Raw genomic sequence first — 14,880 nt, forward strand, 5'->3', positions numbered from 1 at the left:
CGGCGGGGTCTCCGCCGCCCTCCTTCGTGCTATCCGACGGTGAGCTGGTAGTCACGCGTGACGGGGGCGCTCAGCTTGTCGTAGTCCCTGAGCTGGACGGTGAACTCGTACGACCCGGCCTTGGCGGGCTTGCCGGTGATCGCCCCGGTGAACCTGTCCAGGGTGAGCCCCTCCGGCAGCGCGCCGCCGGTGACCTGCCAGTCGTAGAACGGGACGCCGCCCTTGGCCTGGAGCCGCTGCTCGTAGGCGGCCCCGGCCTTCGCCGCCGGGACGGCGGAGGTCTCGATCGAGGGCTTCAGGAACGGGGTCAGGCTCCTGTTCAGCTTCCAGCCGGCGTTCTCCGCGATCAGCAGCGTGAGCTTGGTCAGCTCCCACCTGCGGGTCGGGAAGACGTGCCGCCAGCCGCCGCTCTGCCCGCTGATCCGGTCCCAGTACGGGTCGTCGCCGGGCACGTGGTAGCTGGTGTCGAGCGGGACCGGGTAGCCCTGGTAGTCGATGACCTCCTGGTCGTCCTTGCCCTTGGAGCCGACGTAGTCGGCCATGCCCTGCCAGTCGCTGTGGAAGGCGACCGCGTGGCCGTACTCGTGCATGACCAACCCCTGGACGTCGATCACCTGGCCCAGGTCGGTCTTGTACCAGTCCTCGTCCTTGAGCGAGGTGAACAGCTTCATCAGCTGCTCGTCGTACTCGAGGATCATGCTGGTCGAGCGGTGGTAGGGGGTGGGCTTGCCGTTCTGGGTGTGGAACTTGCCGTTGATGGTGGGGTAGCCGGTCGAGTACGGGGTCTGGATGCCGCGGAAGAACACGTACATGCCGTTGTACGGCTTGGCGTTGGAGACCTCGACCTCGTTCTGCCAGTCGTCGCCCGGCAGCCGGTTGACCTCGTCGCCCGCCGGGACCGTGTCGAACGGCCGCAGGTCGAAGAACGCGAACCAGTTCCGCACCGCGGCCTCGGCGGCCTTGCGCACCCCGGGGTCCTTGAAGTAGCCGGTGATGTCGTCGTAGCGGTAGTCGAAGTCGATGGGGATCGTCGGCTTGAGCGGGGTCTTCTCGTCCTGCTGCACCCGGATCGGCATGGTCTGGGTGCCGGTGGCGCCGGCCGCGTCCGTGGTCTTCATGATCCACTGGTGCAGTTCGTCCCGGCCGCCGCTCTGCTTGGAGTGGATGGCCAGCCGCACGACCTCGCGGTCGGCGGGGCCGGTGAGCGTGAAGGACTTGGTCGCCCCGGCGGCCGTCAGCTCGCTCGGCATGTTGAACATCAGCCGGGACGTGCCCTTGGCCTGCAGATCCACCTTCAGCGGATACTGGATGCCGGGGACCTTCGGCGCGCGCACGGTCAGCTCGATGTAGGGGTTGGCGAGGTAGCCCTGCCAGTCCACGAGCTGGACGCCGAAGTCGTTGACTTTGCGGTAGAAGATGTCGAACACGTCCAGCGCGGGAGCCGGCTGGCGCGCGGCGAGGCTGGGAGAGGGGACCGACAGCGCGCCGGCCAGGGCAGCCAGCGCGCTGAAGATGGCGATCTTCCGCATTGAACCCTTCTAGGTGTAGGCCTTCACTTCGAGCAGTCCCACCGAGGCCTGACCGCTCTGCAGGACCACGCGCAGGCGTGTGGTGCTGATCGGGTTGAACGTGACCTTGTTGTAGGCGTTGATGGCGATCGGGTACGTGCCGGGGACGTCGGCGTAGGCGCTGCCGGTCCAGTACTGGAGCTTCCAGGAGGCGGGCAGGCGGACGCCGTCGGCGTCGTCGAAGAAGTAGACGTCGGCTGATCTGAGGGTCTGGGCGGCCGGCCAGGTGAGCTCGGCCCACTGGCTGCCGGTGTTGGGCCAGGTGCCCCAGCGGCGGTTGACGGTGTCGTTCGAGCTGGGCGGGTCGATGCCGTCGTTGATCGCCGCCACGCTCTCCCACGGGGAGGTGTAGGAGGCGGAGGGGGTGGCGCTGCCGGCCACGTTGGTGGAGGTGCCGCCGCCACTGCCGACCGTGAGCTGGAAGGTCCTGGTCAGCGGCGTGCTGAGCTTGTCGTAGTCGCGCAGCTGGACGGTGAAGCCGGCCGTCCCCGCCGTGGTGGGGGTGCCGCTGACCGTTCCGGTGAACCGGTCGAGCGTGAGCCCCGCGGGCAGGGAGCCGCTGGTGACCTGCCAGTCGTAGAACGGCACGCCGCCCTTGGCCTGGAGGGTCTGGCTGTAGGCCGTGCCCGGCGTGGCCGACGGCAGGGAGGTCGTGACGATGGAGGGCGGCAGGAACGGGGTGAGGTTGCGGTTGAGCTTCCACCCGGCGTTCTCGGCGACCAGCAGGGCCAGCTTGGTCAGCATCCACCGGCGGGTGGGGAACATGTGGGTCCAGCCGCCGCTCTGGCCGCTGAGCCGGTCCCAGTACTTCTGGTCGCCGGGGATGTGGTAGCTGCTGTCCAGGGGGACCGGGTAGCCCTCGTAGGCGACGACGTCCGGGTCGTTGCCGCCTGACTGGACGTAGGAGCGCATCCCGGCCCAGTCGCTGTGGTAGGCGACGGCGTGGCCGTACTCGTGCATGACCAGGCCGTGCACGTCGAGCACCGAGCCCGCGATCTCCGTCTTGTACCAGTCCTCGTCGGCCAGGGAGGTGAACAGCTGCTTGCCGGCCTCGTCGTACTCGAAGATCATCGCGGTCGAGCGGTGCAGCGGGCCCGCGAGCTGCTGGCCGCCCCGGGTGCTGTACTTGCCGTTGGCGGCGGGGTAGCCGGTCGAGTACGGGGTCTGGATGCCGCGGAAGAACACGTACATGCCGTTGTAGGCGGCGTTGTTGGTGACGTTGATGGTGTTCTGCCAGTCGTTGCCCGGCAGGTGGTTGTTCTCCGCCCCGGCCGCCACGGTGTCGAACGGCTGCATGTCGAAGAACCTGAACCAGTCCTTGACCGCCTCCTCGGCGGCGTTCCTGAAGTTCGGCTCGTTGAAGTAGCCGGTGATGTTGTCGTAGCGGTAGTCGAAGGTGGTGGGCAGGCTGGGCTGCAGCGCGGTCTTCTCGTCCTGCTGCACCCGGATCGGCAGCTGCTGCTGGGTGGTGGTGCCGGACGCGTCCCGGATGTTCAGCCTGAGCGTGTAACTTTCATCCTGGCCCGGGCCCCGCTTGGAGTGGATCGCGAGGCGGAACACCTTCTGGTCACTCGCGCTCGCGAACGTCAGCGTCTTGGTGGCGCCGGTGGCGGTGAGCTGGCTGGGCAGGTCCATCATGAGCCTGGAGGTGCCCTCTGCCTTGAGGTCGACGGTGACGGGGTAGCGGGCGTCGGACGGGGGTTTGACGGTGAGCTCGACGTACGGGTTGGCCAGGTAGCCCTGCCAGTCGACGAGCTTGACGCCGTAGTCGTTGACGGTCCTGCCGAACATGTCGACGACCGTCGCGGTCGTCGCGGCGTGCGCTGGTTGCGACACGCCGGTGAATAAGGAGGCGATCAAGACTGCCGCTGCGGTGATTCGCCTTGCGCCCTTAGCGGCTTTCGGGGCGGTGCGGCATCCTCGGTCCATCCGGACTCCTCTAAGGATGGGAATAGGTTTTCCCTGGCGCACAGTAAGGTGTTACACAGCACCGGTCAACCCCATCCGCCCATCCTTGCAACTCCTTGCACCACCCCGTCCCCCTCCGGCGCACAGGCCCGCCACCCGGGCCCCGGCCGCGACCCGCCGACGGGCGCGTGCCCATTGCCGCTCGGCGTGACGCGCGTGGCGGGTGTCATGGGGCGGCGCGGCGGGTGGATTCGCGGAGGACCAGGCTGGCCGGGACGATCGTGACCCCGCCCGTGGTCGGCAGGCCCGCGATCGAGTCCAGCAGGTGCCGGGCCGCCATCCGCCCGATCTCCCCAAGGTTCATGTCCACGGTCGTCAACGGCGGCCGGCACCCCAGCGCCATCGGCTCCCAGTTGTCGAACCCCACCAGCGCCACGTCCTCGGGAACCCGCCGCCCCCGCTCGCGCAGCGTCTCGGCCACCCCCCGGGCGATCTGGTCGCTCCCGCAGAAGATGGCGTCCACGTCGGGCGCCGCGTGCAGCAGCACGTCGGCCCCCTGCCGCCCCCACTCCTCGCTCCACTGCCCGTAAAGGATCTCGCCCGCGGGCGACAGCCCGGCCGAGGCCAGGGCGGTGGTCAGGCCCTGGGCGCGGCGCCGCGCGGCCTGGAAGCGCTGCGGCCCGGTGACGTGGCCGATGCGGGTGCGCCCCGTCGCCATGAGGTGGCGGGCGGCCAGCGCCCCGCCGCCCTCGTCGTCCGGGATGATCGACACGTCCGAGTCGTCGGTCGACTGCGTCATCGCGTACACGACGGGAACGGGCAGGTCGCGGCCGATGCCGGCGCGCGGCTCGGTGCGCCGGCCCGTGACGATGATGCCCTCGACGCGCCTGGCCAGCAGGCGCTCGACGTAGTGCCGCTCCCTGATCGGGTCGTCGCGCGTGTCGCACATGAACACCGAGATCTGCCCCGCGCCCAGCGCGTCCTCGGCGCCCAGCATCACCGGGATGCTGAAGCGGCCGAAGCTGTCGCCCGTGACCAGGCCCACCGTGTACGTGCGGCCCGCCAGCAGCCCCTGGGCGAGCGGATTGGGCCGGAAGCCGAGCCGCTCGGCGGCGGCGAGCACCCGGCCGCGGGTCTCGTCGCGCATCCGGCCGCGGCCGTTGAGCGCCTTGGACGCGGTGCCGATCGACACGTCGGCCGCCGCCGCGACGTCCCTGATCGTGACGGTCTTCGCTGTCCCATCCGAAGGACTGGTCAACCGAGTCCCCTTTCCGCGGTCACACCCTCATACGCACAAGCATCCCCTTGACCTGTGATGTATCACACCTTACCCTCCGTTTGAGAAAACCTATTCCCAAGGTTTTCTCAGCGAGGCCGACGCCGAGGTTGAGGTCAGGTAGAGGTTTTGAGGTTGAGGAGCTCGATGCATCAGAGTCCTGTCGTTCCGTCCAGCCGGGCACTGTGGCGGCCGATCGGCATCCACGACGTCGCCATCACCGGCGGCCCGTTCGCGCGATGGCAGCGGACCAATCACGAGGCCAGTATCCCGCTGGGCCTGGAGCAGATGGAGCGGTCGGGCGTGCTGCCCAATCTCCGCCGCGCCGGAGGCGAAGGCGAAGGGCCCTTCCAGGGCTACCGCTTCCAGGACTCCGACCTCTACAAGCAGCTGGAGGCGATTGCGTGGGAGTACGTCCGCGCCCCTGAGCCGGAGTACGCCGAGTTCGCCGACCAGGCGGCGGCAGTCCTGAAGAAGGCCCAGCGCGACAACGGGTACCTCAACTCGCACTATCAGGTCGTCAAACCGGACAAGATCTACGCCGAGCTCGAGTACAGCCACGAGATGTACTGCGCGGGCCACCTGTTCCAGGCGGCGGTGGCGGCCGCCCGCGCCGGGATCGGCGACGGGGTGGTCGAGGTCGCCAGGCGCTTCGCCGACCACCTGGTCGAGGTGTTCCTGACCGGCGGGAACGACGGCATCGACGGCCACGCCGAGGTCGAGACCGCGCTGGTCGAGCTGTACCGGCTGACGGGCGAGCGCACGTACCTGGAGCTGGCGTCCAAGCTGATCGACAACCGCGGCAAGGGCCTGATCAAGGACAGCGGCATGGGCATGCTGTACGCCCAGGACCACCTGCCGGTACGCGAGGCCGACACCGCGGTCGGGCACGCCGTGCGCCAGCTCTACCTGGAGGCCGGCATCGTCGACGTCTACCTGGAGACCGGGGACGAGTCGCTGCTGGAGTGCTCGCTGCGCCGCTGGGAGGACATGGTCGCCACCAAGACGTACATCACCGGCGGCCACGGCTCCCGCCACGACGGCGAGGCGTTCGGCGAGCGGTACGAGCTGCCGTCCGACCGCGCCTACAGCGAGAGCTGCGCCGCCATCGCGAGCATCCACTGGAACTGGCGGCTGCTCCTGGCCACCGGCCACGGCCGTCACGCCGACCTGATCGAGCGCACGCTCTACAACGCCTTCGCCGCCTCCACGTCGGCGGAGGGCGTGCGCTTCTTCTACGTCAACCCGCTGCAGCGCCGCGCCGACCTCGTCGAGGACGCCTACCTCGGGCGGCGCAGGGAGTGGTTCGCGTGCGCCTGCTGCCCGCCGAACATCATGCGCCTGGTGGCCTCGCTCGGCTCCTACGTGGCCACGACCACCGAGGCCGGTCTCCAGCTGCACCAGTACGTCCCCGGGACCGTGAACGGCCGGGTCCGGATCGAGACCGACTACCCGTGGGACGGGCTCGTCCGCATCACGATCGAGGAGGAGGGCGAGTGGGAGCTCGCCCTGCGCATTCCCGCCTGGAGCGAGGACACGTACATCGATGACCGCCCTGCCCATGCCGACGAAGACGGATATTTCAGGATCCGTCGTCACTGGCGGCAGGGCGACACGGTCGAGCTCCGGCTCGACCTGACGCCCAGGATCACCTACCCCCACCGCAGGATCGACGCGGTCAGGGGCAGCGTGGCCCTGGAGCGCGGACCGCTCGTCTACTGCTTCGAGCAGGCCGACCAGCCCGAGGGCGTCGAGGTGGACGACCTCGCCCTGAGCCCGCAGGCCCCCCTGCGCCTCAAGCCCGTGGACGACCTCCCGGGCGTCGGGCGCACCGTACTGATCGAAACCGACGCCGTCGCCGTGGACCAGCCGCGCGGCGGCCTTCCGTACACCACGAAACCCCTGGCGACCAGCACCAGCGCGACCGCGACCGCCGTCCCCTACTTCCAGTGGGACAACCGGGACGGCGGCCCGATGCGGGTCTGGCTCCCCCTCGCGTAAGGAAAGACGCGGATGAGAAGACGCGACCTGTTGAAGCTGGGCGGGCTCGCCGCCCTCGGCACCGCGGCGGCGGCCTGCGGCGGCGGCTCGGGCTCCGGCTCGGGCGGAAAGAACGTGCAGCTCCAGTTCATGTACTGGGGCTCGACGTTCGAGAAGGCGGCCGTCGAGCGGATGCTCAAGCAGTACGAGCAGAAGCACGCGGGGGTGGCGGTCAAGGCGCTCTACACGCCCGACGAGTACGACGTGAAGCTCAACACGCTCGTGGCCAGCAACCGGCTCCCGGACGCCGGGTACGTGCCGCTGGCGATGTCGTACCGGCTGGGCCAGCAGGGCAAGCTGGTCAACCTGTTCCCCTATTTGAAGAAATATCCGCAGCTGGCCGGTTACCTGCCGGACGCGTACCTGTGGAGCGGCCAGGACAACCTGCACGGCGTCGCGACCGCGAACGAGATCGAGCTGCTGTGGTTCAGCAAGTCCGCCGTCGCCGCCGCGGGCGTGACGCCGCCGGCCGACGCTGCCTCCGCGTGGACGTGGGACCAGCTCGTCGAGAACGCCTACAAGCTGACCGTCGACCAGAACGGCAAGCATCCGGACGAGTCCGGCTTCGACCCCAAGCAGATCAAGCAGTTCGGGATCTCCAGCAGCATCACCTACGGCGCCGCCTGGTACGGGTTCCTGCGCAGCAACGGCGTCGACTTCGCCGACGAGACCGGCAAGAAGTGCCTGCTCGACACCCCCGAGGCGATCCAGGTGTTCCAGAACCTGCAGGACCTCATCTACAAGCACCGCGTCGCGCCCGGCCCGGGCCAGCTGGCCTCGACCGGCGACGATGCGCCCGGCACCAACATCCTGCTCAAGACCAAGCGGGTGGCGATGGTGGTGGACGGCCACTGGAGCCTGCTCGACATGAACGAGAGCAAGGTCGACTACGGCATCGGCGTGCTGCCCAAGTACAAGGAGCCGTTCACCGCCTCCCAGGTGGCGGGGGCCTCGGCGGTGTTCGCGGGGTCCAAGCACGAGCAGGAGGCGGTCGAGCTGTTCGCCTTCCACAACGACCCGCGCTACGTCGACCTGTTCGCCAAGGGCCTGTGGATGCCCCAGGAGAAGAAGTACTACGAGGAGCAGGCGTCCATCGACTCCTGGACCAAGAACGAGCTCCACCCGGCGGAGTTCCGCACGGCCGTGGTGGACTACGCCCGCGACCACGGCGTGCCCACGTTCGGCAACCGCGTCAAGAACATGTCCACCATCAGCAGCGACGTGCTGGCCCCGGCACTGCAGGAGATCGAGACCGGCAAGCGCCCGGCCGGCGAGATCCTCAAGGAGGTCACGCCGAAGATCACCAGCATGCTCCAGGGCTGGCAGCACACCCAGGAGATCTGATGCGCCGCCTCGAAGCACGATGGGGCATCCTGATGGCGCTGCCCGCCATCCTCGGGTTCGTCATCTTCACGATCGGGCCCATGGTGGCCTCGGCGTACTTCAGCCTGACCGACTGGACGATCGGCGCCAGCCCGAACTTCATCGGCCTGGACAACTACGCCACCATGGTCCAGGACGAGCTGTTCTGGAAGTCGCTGTCCACCACCACGTACTACACGCTCGGCGCGGTGCCGCTGGTGCTGATCGTCAGCTTCGCCGTGGCCATGCTGCTCAACCAGAAGGTGCGCGGCCTGGCCGTCTGGCGGACGATCTTCTACCTGCCCACGCTCGTCCCCGCCATCGCCAACGTCGTCCTGTGGATCTGGATCTTCAACCCGGACTTCGGCCTGCTCAACTCCCTGCTCCGGCAGGGCGGCCTGCCGGGCTCCCAGTGGATCTACGCCGAGTCGACCGCGGTGCCCTCGATGATCATCATGAGCACGTGGGGCTTCGGCAACACCATGGTGATCTTCCTGGCGGGGCTGCAGGGCGTGCCGAGGCACCTGTACGAGGCCGTGTCGATCGACGGCGGCGGCGCGTGGCGGCGCTTCTGGCACGTGACGCTGCCGATGATGACGCCGACCATCTTCTACAACCTGGTGGTCGGCGTGGTCGGCACCTTCCAGGTGTTCAACCAGGCGTACGTGATGACCGAGGGCGGCCCCAACCACGCCACGCTCTTCTACGTCTACTACCTGTTCCGCAAGGCGTTCACCGAGAGCGAGATGGGCTACGCCAGCGCCCTCGCCTGGACGCTGTTCATGGTCATTATGGTGATCACGTTCCTGATGTTCAGAAACGCCCGCCGCTGGGTCTACTACGAGATGGCAGGCGCACGATGACCGCCCTGGCGACACCCGACAATGCCACCGCGCGCGGCGTGGCCCCGACCCAGGGCCTGCGCAAACCGCGCAGATACGGCCGGGTCCTGCTGTACGCGGCGCTGGTGGCCGGGTCGATCCCGACCCTGCTGCCGTTCGTCTGGCTGGTGCGCAGCGCGCTCATGCAGGACGCGCAGATGTTCATCTCGCCGCCCGAGTGGATCCCCTCGCCCTTCCAGTGGTCGAACTTCTCCGAGTCCCTCACCACCCAGCCGTTCGGCCGCTACTTCCTCAACACGCTGGTGATCGCCGTCGTCAGCGTGCTGGGCACCGTGCTGACCTGCGCGGTGGCGGCCTTCAGCTTCTCCCGGCTGCGCTGGCGCGGGCGCAACGTGGTGTTCGCGCTGCTGCTGAGCGGCGTGATGCTGCCGTACGCGGTGACGCTCATCCCGACGTTCGTCATGTGGCAGGAGCTGGACGCGATCGACACCATCGCCCCGCTCACGGTCCCGAGCTGGTTCGCGGGGGCGGGCGGGGGAGTGTTCAACATCTTCCTGCTGCGGCAGTTCTTCCTGACGATCCCGTTCGAGCTGGACGAGGCCGCCTACATCGACGGGGCCTCGCCGTGGCGGGTGTTCTGGACGATCGTCATGCCGCTGTCCAAACCCGCGATCATCGTGGTGACCATCTTCACGTTCATCGGCACCTGGAACGACTTCCTCGGGCCGCTGCTGTACCTGCAGAGCGAGGAGAACTACACGCTGTCGCTGGGCCTGGCGTCGTTCCAGAGCATGTACATCACCCAGTGGGGCTACCTCATGGCGGCCTCGGCGGCCATCATCGCGCCGATCATCGCGCTCTTCTTCTTCATGCAGCGCTACTTCATCGAGGGGGTCACCCTGACGGGCATCAAGAACTAGGCGCGGCGCGACCGATGATCGCCCGTGTGGTGGCTCCGCGCCACGTCGCGCGCCCTCCCCAGCATGACGAGGGCGCGGGGGGAGCCGGGAAGGCGGTCGGCCAGCGCCTCCAGGACAGGGAGCAGCACGCGCGCCGGGATGCCGCCGTGCGCCGTGAGGACTTCCGCCATCCAGCTCACGAAGGAGGAGAACAACTCGGGGTCGTCGACGTACAGGGCCGCCCGCAGGTGGTCGACGATGGACGCGACGTCCTCGGCGGGGTGTCCGAGCCTGCGCTCCGCGTAGGCCGGCGCCAGCTCGGGGACGCGCCGGGTCAGCTCTTCCGCGACGCCTCTCACCAGGACCGCGGCGGACTCGGTGAGGGCGGCGTACTCGGGGCCGGCCAGGTGCGGCGGCCGGCCGGGCGCAGGCCGGCGCGGCGGCGGCCCGGCGGCCAGGAGGTCGGCGGCGGCACCCGCGTCGGGAGCCCAGGCGTCGGCACCGAGCAGCCGGGCATAGCGGCCGTCCGGGCCGAAGGCGGCGCCACCGGCCAGCACCGGCGTGCCCACCGCCTGGCACGACGTGATCGCCGCGTGCGCGGCGGGCAGCCGGGGCGCGAGCGAGCCGGACAGCGCCGCCGCGTCCGGGTTCGTCCGGTGCAGGTGGGCGACCAGGTGTGGCGTGGGCACCTGCGCCCCCAGGTAGTCGACGTGCCAGCCGCGCAGGCGCAGCACCTCGGCCAGCAGCCGCGCAGGGAACGCATGCCACTCGCCGTGGACGCAGGCCACCGTGATGCGGCCCCTGCCCGGCTCCGGATTCCCCCGCACGGAGGGCTGGTGGGCCAGCGCCGCGAGCACGCGCTCGTTGACGGCCGTGGCGGTGTGCTCCTGGGCGACCGTGAGGCGGTTGGCCGCCCACTCCAGGCCGACGCGCGACTGCACCGCGGCGACGACGTCCAGCAGCAGGGTCTCCACCGGCATCCCGGCGTCGAGCGCGGCCAGCGCCACGTCGGCGGCGGAGTACTCGTCCCCGGCCGTCGCCGCCGCCCACAACGTCTCGACGCGTTCCTCGACCTCGTGTCTCATGGCAGCCGATGTTCGGCCACGCGGCGAGACGGCTCGCGGGGCGCGGTGATGGCGACGATCGCCATGTCGTCGTGCTCGCCACCGCCGACCCACTGGCAGGCCAGCATCTGGACGCGATCGGCCAGGGCTTCTGGGGGCATGCCGGCGCACTGCCGGAGCTGCTCGCACAGCCGCTCCTCGCCGAAGAACTCGTCGCCGAGCGGCCCGCCCCTGGCCTCGACGATGCCGTCGCTGTAAAGCAGGCACGTCTCGCCGGGCTCCAGCAGCACCGACTCGGTGACGCTGGTGATGTGCTCCACCAGGCCGATCAGCGTGCCGGCGGCGCGGACCGGCTCCACGCGGCCGTCGTTCCGCACGATCAGCGGCGGCGGGTGCCCGGCGCTGGTCAGCCGCAACATGACCTGGTCCGCGCGGCGCTCGATCGAGGCCAGGACGAGCGTGACGAAGCGCGTCGGGTCGCCGTGCGTGAGCAGCACGCAGTTCAGCAGTTCGAGCACCCGATGGTGGTCGTCGGCCAGTGGCACCAGGGCGCGCAGGATGTTGCGGATCTTGCCGGTGAGCACAGCGGCCTCGAGGCCCTTGCCGGACACGTCGCCGAGCACCACCAGCGACTCCCGTCCGGAGCCGCCCACGGGATGCACGTCGTAGAAGTCGCCGCCGACGCGTTCGCTGTCGCCCGCGGGCCGGTAGCGGGCCGCCAGCTCCACGCCCTCCAGCGGCGGAGCCGCGGGCGGCAGCAGCTCGGCCATCAGGGTCTCGGCGATGGCCGCCTGCTCGGCGTACAGCCGCGCGACCGAGATCGCCGCGCCGGCCCACGCGGTGAACAGCGGCGCGAACACCTTCTCGGCGTCCGAGAAACCGGCCTGAGGGGTACGGCGCAGCAGCACCAACGCGCCCGCGGGCAGGCCATGGCCGGGCAGCGCGGTCACCGCCACCGAGCCCACCTCGCCACCTCGGTCTCCCAGCACCCAGGCGGGCGCCTCGGCCGGATCGCTCCACCGGGTGGGCGCCGGTGGAAAGCCCTGCAGCGCCTCTGCGAGCCCCGGGACCGTACGGGGATCGATGGACGCGCGCTCGCGGGACACCTCACCCCGCGGGTCGCAGTGGACGATCGTGTACTGACGTGGGGCCAGCGGCATGACGACCAGCGCGGCGTCGGCGAGCCGCCGGGCGGCCAGGCGCGCGGTCGCCTCCAGACAACGCTCCAGGTTGAGCGACGACAGCAGCTCGACGGACGCCTCCACCATGAACGCGGTCCACTCCCGCTCGGCCCGCAGTTCCTCGACGGCCCGCTGGTGATCGTCGACGTCGACGAGCCACCACATGACACGGTCGCGGTCGGCGTGCACGGGATGCGCCTCGAACACCTGTCCACCGACTGGCCCGCGGGCCCTGTGATCGACATGGAGCCCGGCGCAGACCTCGCGGTGGGCCTGTGACAGCCAGACCGGGGCGGCCCGCGCCAGCGGTACGCCGACGGCCGCGCCCACGAGCAGCCGCCGGGCCGCCCCGTTCGCCTGCTCGATGATGCCGGCGGTATCGACCGCCAGCATCGGGTACGGCGCGTCTTCCCACACCATCCCGATCGTGCCTCGCCCCAGACTCCTCTCCAGATCCGCCACTCTACGGGCTGTGGGCTGTGGCTTTCGTCACGTCATGTGGTTCTTTGGAGTATCTTTCACCCCCCTCGTATGCCGCCTTTGCGAAGCGTGCGGCTATGTTGACAAATCGATTGCTCGCCCTCCGGAGGGACGCCGAAGGTCCTCGTCGCCTCCTGGCGCACTGACCATCGAGGCGAGAAGTGCAAGTTTGTCGGCGTTGTCAGTGCCGGGGTCCGGGTGGTAGACGACGAGCGTCTGGCCTGACGTGCCGCCGATGCCGGTCCGGCTGGACAACCCGGCGGTGAACGCGATCCCGCGGGCGCACATCCACTGCACTGTCGGCGTGCCGGACGGCATCGCCCGTCGCCCCGTCCCGGAGACGCAGCCCAACGGCACCCCGGCACAGGTGTGGGAACTGGCGACCGGCCACGACTGCATGATCACCATGCCGGTCGAGCTCTCCGAGCTGCTGCTCAAGCTCGGCTGACCACGGGGGCCGCGCCGAGGCACGGCCCCCGTGGCGCGTCACAGCGCGATCGGCACCCGCGTGCCCGTACGGGCCGACTCCAGGGCCGCGGTGACCATGGCCAGGCTGCGGATGTTGTCGTGGCACTCGCCCTGCGGCGGCGCCCCCGTACGCAGCCCCGTCACGAACTCCTCCAGCCCCTCGGCCAGCCCCTGGAAGCGCGGGCGGCCGGGGAACGCGTCGGCCTCCGGCGGGTGCGGCCGCACCACGTGCCCCTCGGCCGCCTCGGCCGTCGGGTCGCCCTTGCCGTCCCAGCGAGCCGTGCCGTGGGGGCCGGCGGCCCGCCAGCTGCCCGTCCACGACGTCGCCTGGCCCGGCGCCGACCAGCTCCCGGCGAACGTGTAGCGCAGCCCGCCGGTCATCTCGAAGATCGCGGTGGCCGAGCACGCCCCCGGATACCACGTCCAGGAGGGCCGGAACGACTCGCAGTAGACGGACACGGGATCCGCCCCCGACACCGCCCGCGCCGCGTCGAACAGGTGGATCGCCATGTCCTGTAACAGCGGGTGCTCCAGCGTCCCCAGGTAGGCTGGCCCGCGGTACGGCATGAAGAACTCCGAGGTCAGCACCCCCAGCGGCCCCAGGTCGGCGGCCGTGCGCCGGAAGGCCACCAGGGTCTGCATGAAGCGGCGGTTCTGGTTGACCGCGAACAGCCGCCCCGCCTCGTCGGCCGCCCGGACCATGGAGCGGGCCTCGTCCAGGGTGACCGCCATGGGCTTCTCGCTCAGCACCGACACCCCGCGCCGCAGCGCCGTGACCGTCACGTCGTGGTGGGCCTGGGGGACGGTGCAGTTGACGATGAAGTCGGGCTCCTCGCCGTCGAGCACGGCGGTCAGCGAGGCGCTGACGGGCAGGTCGTCGAGGCCGAGCCCGGCGGCGGACTCGCGGGCCCGCTCCTCGGCCACGTCCACCCAGCCCACCAGTTCGGTGCCGGGGTGAGCGAGCAGCTCGGGCGCCCACTGTCCGCCGATGTAGCCCGCGCCGACCACCACGCCGCGCAGCGGCCTGTCCTCCTTGACGGTTTCGAAGCTCACGCGGCCTCCTACCACTGGATGGGGGTGTGGACGTTCTGGAGCGGCTCGCGCACGCCGTCCGGCGGGGCGGCCCACAGGACGGCGTTGGCCAGCACCCGCCGCACGTCGGGGTGGTAGAAGACGGGATATTCCTGGTCGCCGGGGCTGAAGTAGAAGATCTTGCCCAGGCCCCTGCGGAAGCAGCAGCCGCTGCGGAACACCTCGCCGCCGCTGAAGTTGCTGATGAACACCAGCTCGTCGGGCTCCGGGATGCCGAACGGCTCGCCGTAGGTCTCCTGCCGCTCGATGACCAGCGGCTGGGGCACGCCCTGCGCGATCGGGTGGCCGGGCGCGGCCGTCCAGACCAGCTCGCGCTCGCCGGCGTCGCGCCAGTTGATCGTGCAGGTGGTGCCCATCAGCGCGCGGAAGATCTTGGAGTAGTGGGCCGAGTGCAGCACCAGCAGCCCCATGCCGCCCAGCACGCGCCGCCGCACGCGCTCGACGACCTTGTCGTCGACCTCCTCGTGCGCCATGTGGCCCCACCAGGTCAGCACGTCGGTGCTCGCCAGAACCTCGTCGGTCAGGCCGTGCTCGGGCTCGGCGAGCACGGCGGTGCGGGTGCGCACCCGGTCGCCCAGCAGCTCGGTCAGCCCCTCCGCGATGGCGCCGTGCATGCCGTCGGGATAGATGCGGCGTACCGCCTCCTCGCGTGGCTCGTGGTAGTTCTCGCTCCAGACAGTGACGTTGACCGCCATGCGTT

The 14,880-nt window shown here is 70.0% G+C and carries 12 protein-coding genes; 5 read left to right on the forward strand and 7 right to left on the reverse strand.

Going from position 1 to position 14,880, the window contains the following annotated elements:
* Window positions 1-29: 29 nt before the first annotated feature.
* From ACIBQ1_RS43670 to ACIBQ1_RS43680, 3 genes are all read right to left on the reverse strand, one after another.
* Window positions 30-1,529 carry an Ig domain-containing protein gene (locus ACIBQ1_RS43670; RefSeq protein WP_397286646.1) on the reverse strand — a complete coding sequence of 500 codons (1,500 nt, stop codon included), beginning with the start codon at window positions 1,527-1,529 and terminating at the stop codon, window positions 30-32.
* 9 nt (window positions 1,530-1,538) lie between these two features.
* Complete coding sequence (locus tag ACIBQ1_RS43675) at window positions 1,539-3,404, reverse strand: Ig domain-containing protein (RefSeq protein WP_397286648.1); 1,866 nt, start codon at window positions 3,402-3,404, stop codon at window positions 1,539-1,541.
* Window positions 3,405-3,702: 298 nt separating this feature from the next.
* Complete coding sequence (locus tag ACIBQ1_RS43680; protein WP_397286650.1) at window positions 3,703-4,734, reverse strand: LacI family DNA-binding transcriptional regulator; 1,032 nt, start codon at window positions 4,732-4,734, stop codon at window positions 3,703-3,705.
* A 165-nt stretch (window positions 4,735-4,899) separates the two neighbouring features.
* Here ACIBQ1_RS43680 and ACIBQ1_RS43685 point away from each other — a divergent pair, with 165 nt between their 5' ends.
* The 4 genes from ACIBQ1_RS43685 to ACIBQ1_RS43700 are packed head-to-tail and all read left to right on the forward strand — an operon-like array spanning window position 4,900 to window position 9,916.
* Window positions 4,900-6,753 (forward strand): glycoside hydrolase family 127 protein, encoded by a 1,854-nt coding sequence (locus ACIBQ1_RS43685; RefSeq protein WP_397286652.1) that lies wholly within the window; start codon window positions 4,900-4,902, stop codon window positions 6,751-6,753.
* Window positions 6,754-6,765: 12 nt separating this feature from the next.
* Complete coding sequence (locus ACIBQ1_RS43690; RefSeq protein WP_397286654.1) at window positions 6,766-8,136, forward strand: extracellular solute-binding protein; 1,371 nt, start codon at window positions 6,766-6,768, stop codon at window positions 8,134-8,136.
* Entirely contained in the window at window positions 8,136-9,017 is an 882-nt protein-coding gene (locus tag ACIBQ1_RS43695; protein ID WP_397286656.1) for a carbohydrate ABC transporter permease, read from the forward strand. Before ACIBQ1_RS43690 ends, ACIBQ1_RS43695 begins: the two co-directional genes overlap by 1 nt.
* Entirely contained in the window at window positions 9,014-9,916 is a 903-nt protein-coding gene (locus ACIBQ1_RS43700) for a carbohydrate ABC transporter permease (RefSeq protein ID WP_397286658.1), read from the forward strand. The genes ACIBQ1_RS43695 and ACIBQ1_RS43700 overlap by 4 nt, the downstream gene beginning before the upstream one ends.
* On the opposite strand, the gene ACIBQ1_RS43705 is transcribed toward ACIBQ1_RS43700, so the two are convergent.
* Both ACIBQ1_RS43705 and ACIBQ1_RS43710 read right to left on the reverse strand, forming a co-directional pair.
* Window positions 9,913-10,980, reverse strand: a complete 1,068-nt coding sequence (locus ACIBQ1_RS43705; protein WP_397286660.1) for a B12-binding domain-containing protein — start codon at window positions 10,978-10,980, stop codon at window positions 9,913-9,915. The two genes, ACIBQ1_RS43700 and ACIBQ1_RS43705, sit on opposite strands and share 4 nt — an antisense overlap.
* Window positions 10,977-12,602 carry a PP2C family protein-serine/threonine phosphatase gene (locus tag ACIBQ1_RS43710; protein ID WP_397286662.1) on the reverse strand — a complete coding sequence of 542 codons (1,626 nt, stop codon included), beginning with the start codon at window positions 12,600-12,602 and terminating at the stop codon, window positions 10,977-10,979. Before ACIBQ1_RS43710 ends, ACIBQ1_RS43705 begins: the two co-directional genes overlap by 4 nt.
* Before the next feature lie 253 nt (window positions 12,603-12,855).
* Here ACIBQ1_RS43710 and ACIBQ1_RS43715 point away from each other — a divergent pair, with 253 nt between their 5' ends.
* The gene (locus ACIBQ1_RS43715) at window positions 12,856-13,068 is read left to right on the forward strand and encodes a hypothetical protein (RefSeq protein WP_397286664.1); all 213 of its coding nucleotides are present in this window, start codon (window positions 12,856-12,858) and stop codon (window positions 13,066-13,068) included.
* A gap of 38 nt (window positions 13,069-13,106) precedes the next feature.
* Here ACIBQ1_RS43715 and ACIBQ1_RS43720 read toward each other — a convergent pair whose 3' ends face one another.
* Complete coding sequence (locus ACIBQ1_RS43720; RefSeq protein ID WP_397286666.1) at window positions 13,107-14,141, reverse strand: Gfo/Idh/MocA family protein; 1,035 nt, start codon at window positions 14,139-14,141, stop codon at window positions 13,107-13,109.
* Window positions 14,142-14,149: 8 nt separating this feature from the next.
* Window positions 14,150-14,875, reverse strand: a complete 726-nt coding sequence (locus ACIBQ1_RS43725) for a ThuA domain-containing protein (RefSeq protein WP_397286668.1) — start codon at window positions 14,873-14,875, stop codon at window positions 14,150-14,152.
* Window positions 14,876-14,880: the final 5 nt, after the last annotated feature.

Source organism: Nonomuraea sp. NPDC050153 (assembly GCF_044460125.1).
Lineage (GTDB): Bacteria > Actinomycetota > Actinomycetes > Streptosporangiales > Streptosporangiaceae > Nonomuraea.

What these genes read in the sequence shown, in the direction of transcription:
- ACIBQ1_RS43705 (WP_397286660.1), bottom strand. Translation starts at nt 10,980, where the DNA reads ATGAGACACGAGGTCGAGGAACGCGTCGAGACGTTGTGGGCGGCGGCG.
- ACIBQ1_RS43700 (WP_397286658.1), top strand. Translation starts at nt 9,014, where the DNA reads ATGACCGCCCTGGCGACACCCGACAATGCCACCGCGCGCGGCGTGGCC.
- ACIBQ1_RS43695 (WP_397286656.1), top strand. Translation starts at nt 8,136, where the DNA reads ATGCGCCGCCTCGAAGCACGATGGGGCATCCTGATGGCGCTGCCCGCC.
- ACIBQ1_RS43690 (WP_397286654.1), top strand. Translation starts at nt 6,766, where the DNA reads ATGAGAAGACGCGACCTGTTGAAGCTGGGCGGGCTCGCCGCCCTCGGC.
- ACIBQ1_RS43685 (WP_397286652.1), top strand. Translation starts at nt 4,900, where the DNA reads ATGCATCAGAGTCCTGTCGTTCCGTCCAGCCGGGCACTGTGGCGGCCG.
- ACIBQ1_RS43725 (WP_397286668.1), bottom strand. Translation starts at nt 14,875, where the DNA reads ATGGCGGTCAACGTCACTGTCTGGAGCGAGAACTACCACGAGCCACGC.
- ACIBQ1_RS43670 (WP_397286646.1), bottom strand. Translation starts at nt 1,529, where the DNA reads ATGCGGAAGATCGCCATCTTCAGCGCGCTGGCTGCCCTGGCCGGCGCG.
- ACIBQ1_RS43715 (WP_397286664.1), top strand. Translation starts at nt 12,856, where the DNA reads ATGCCGGTCCGGCTGGACAACCCGGCGGTGAACGCGATCCCGCGGGCG.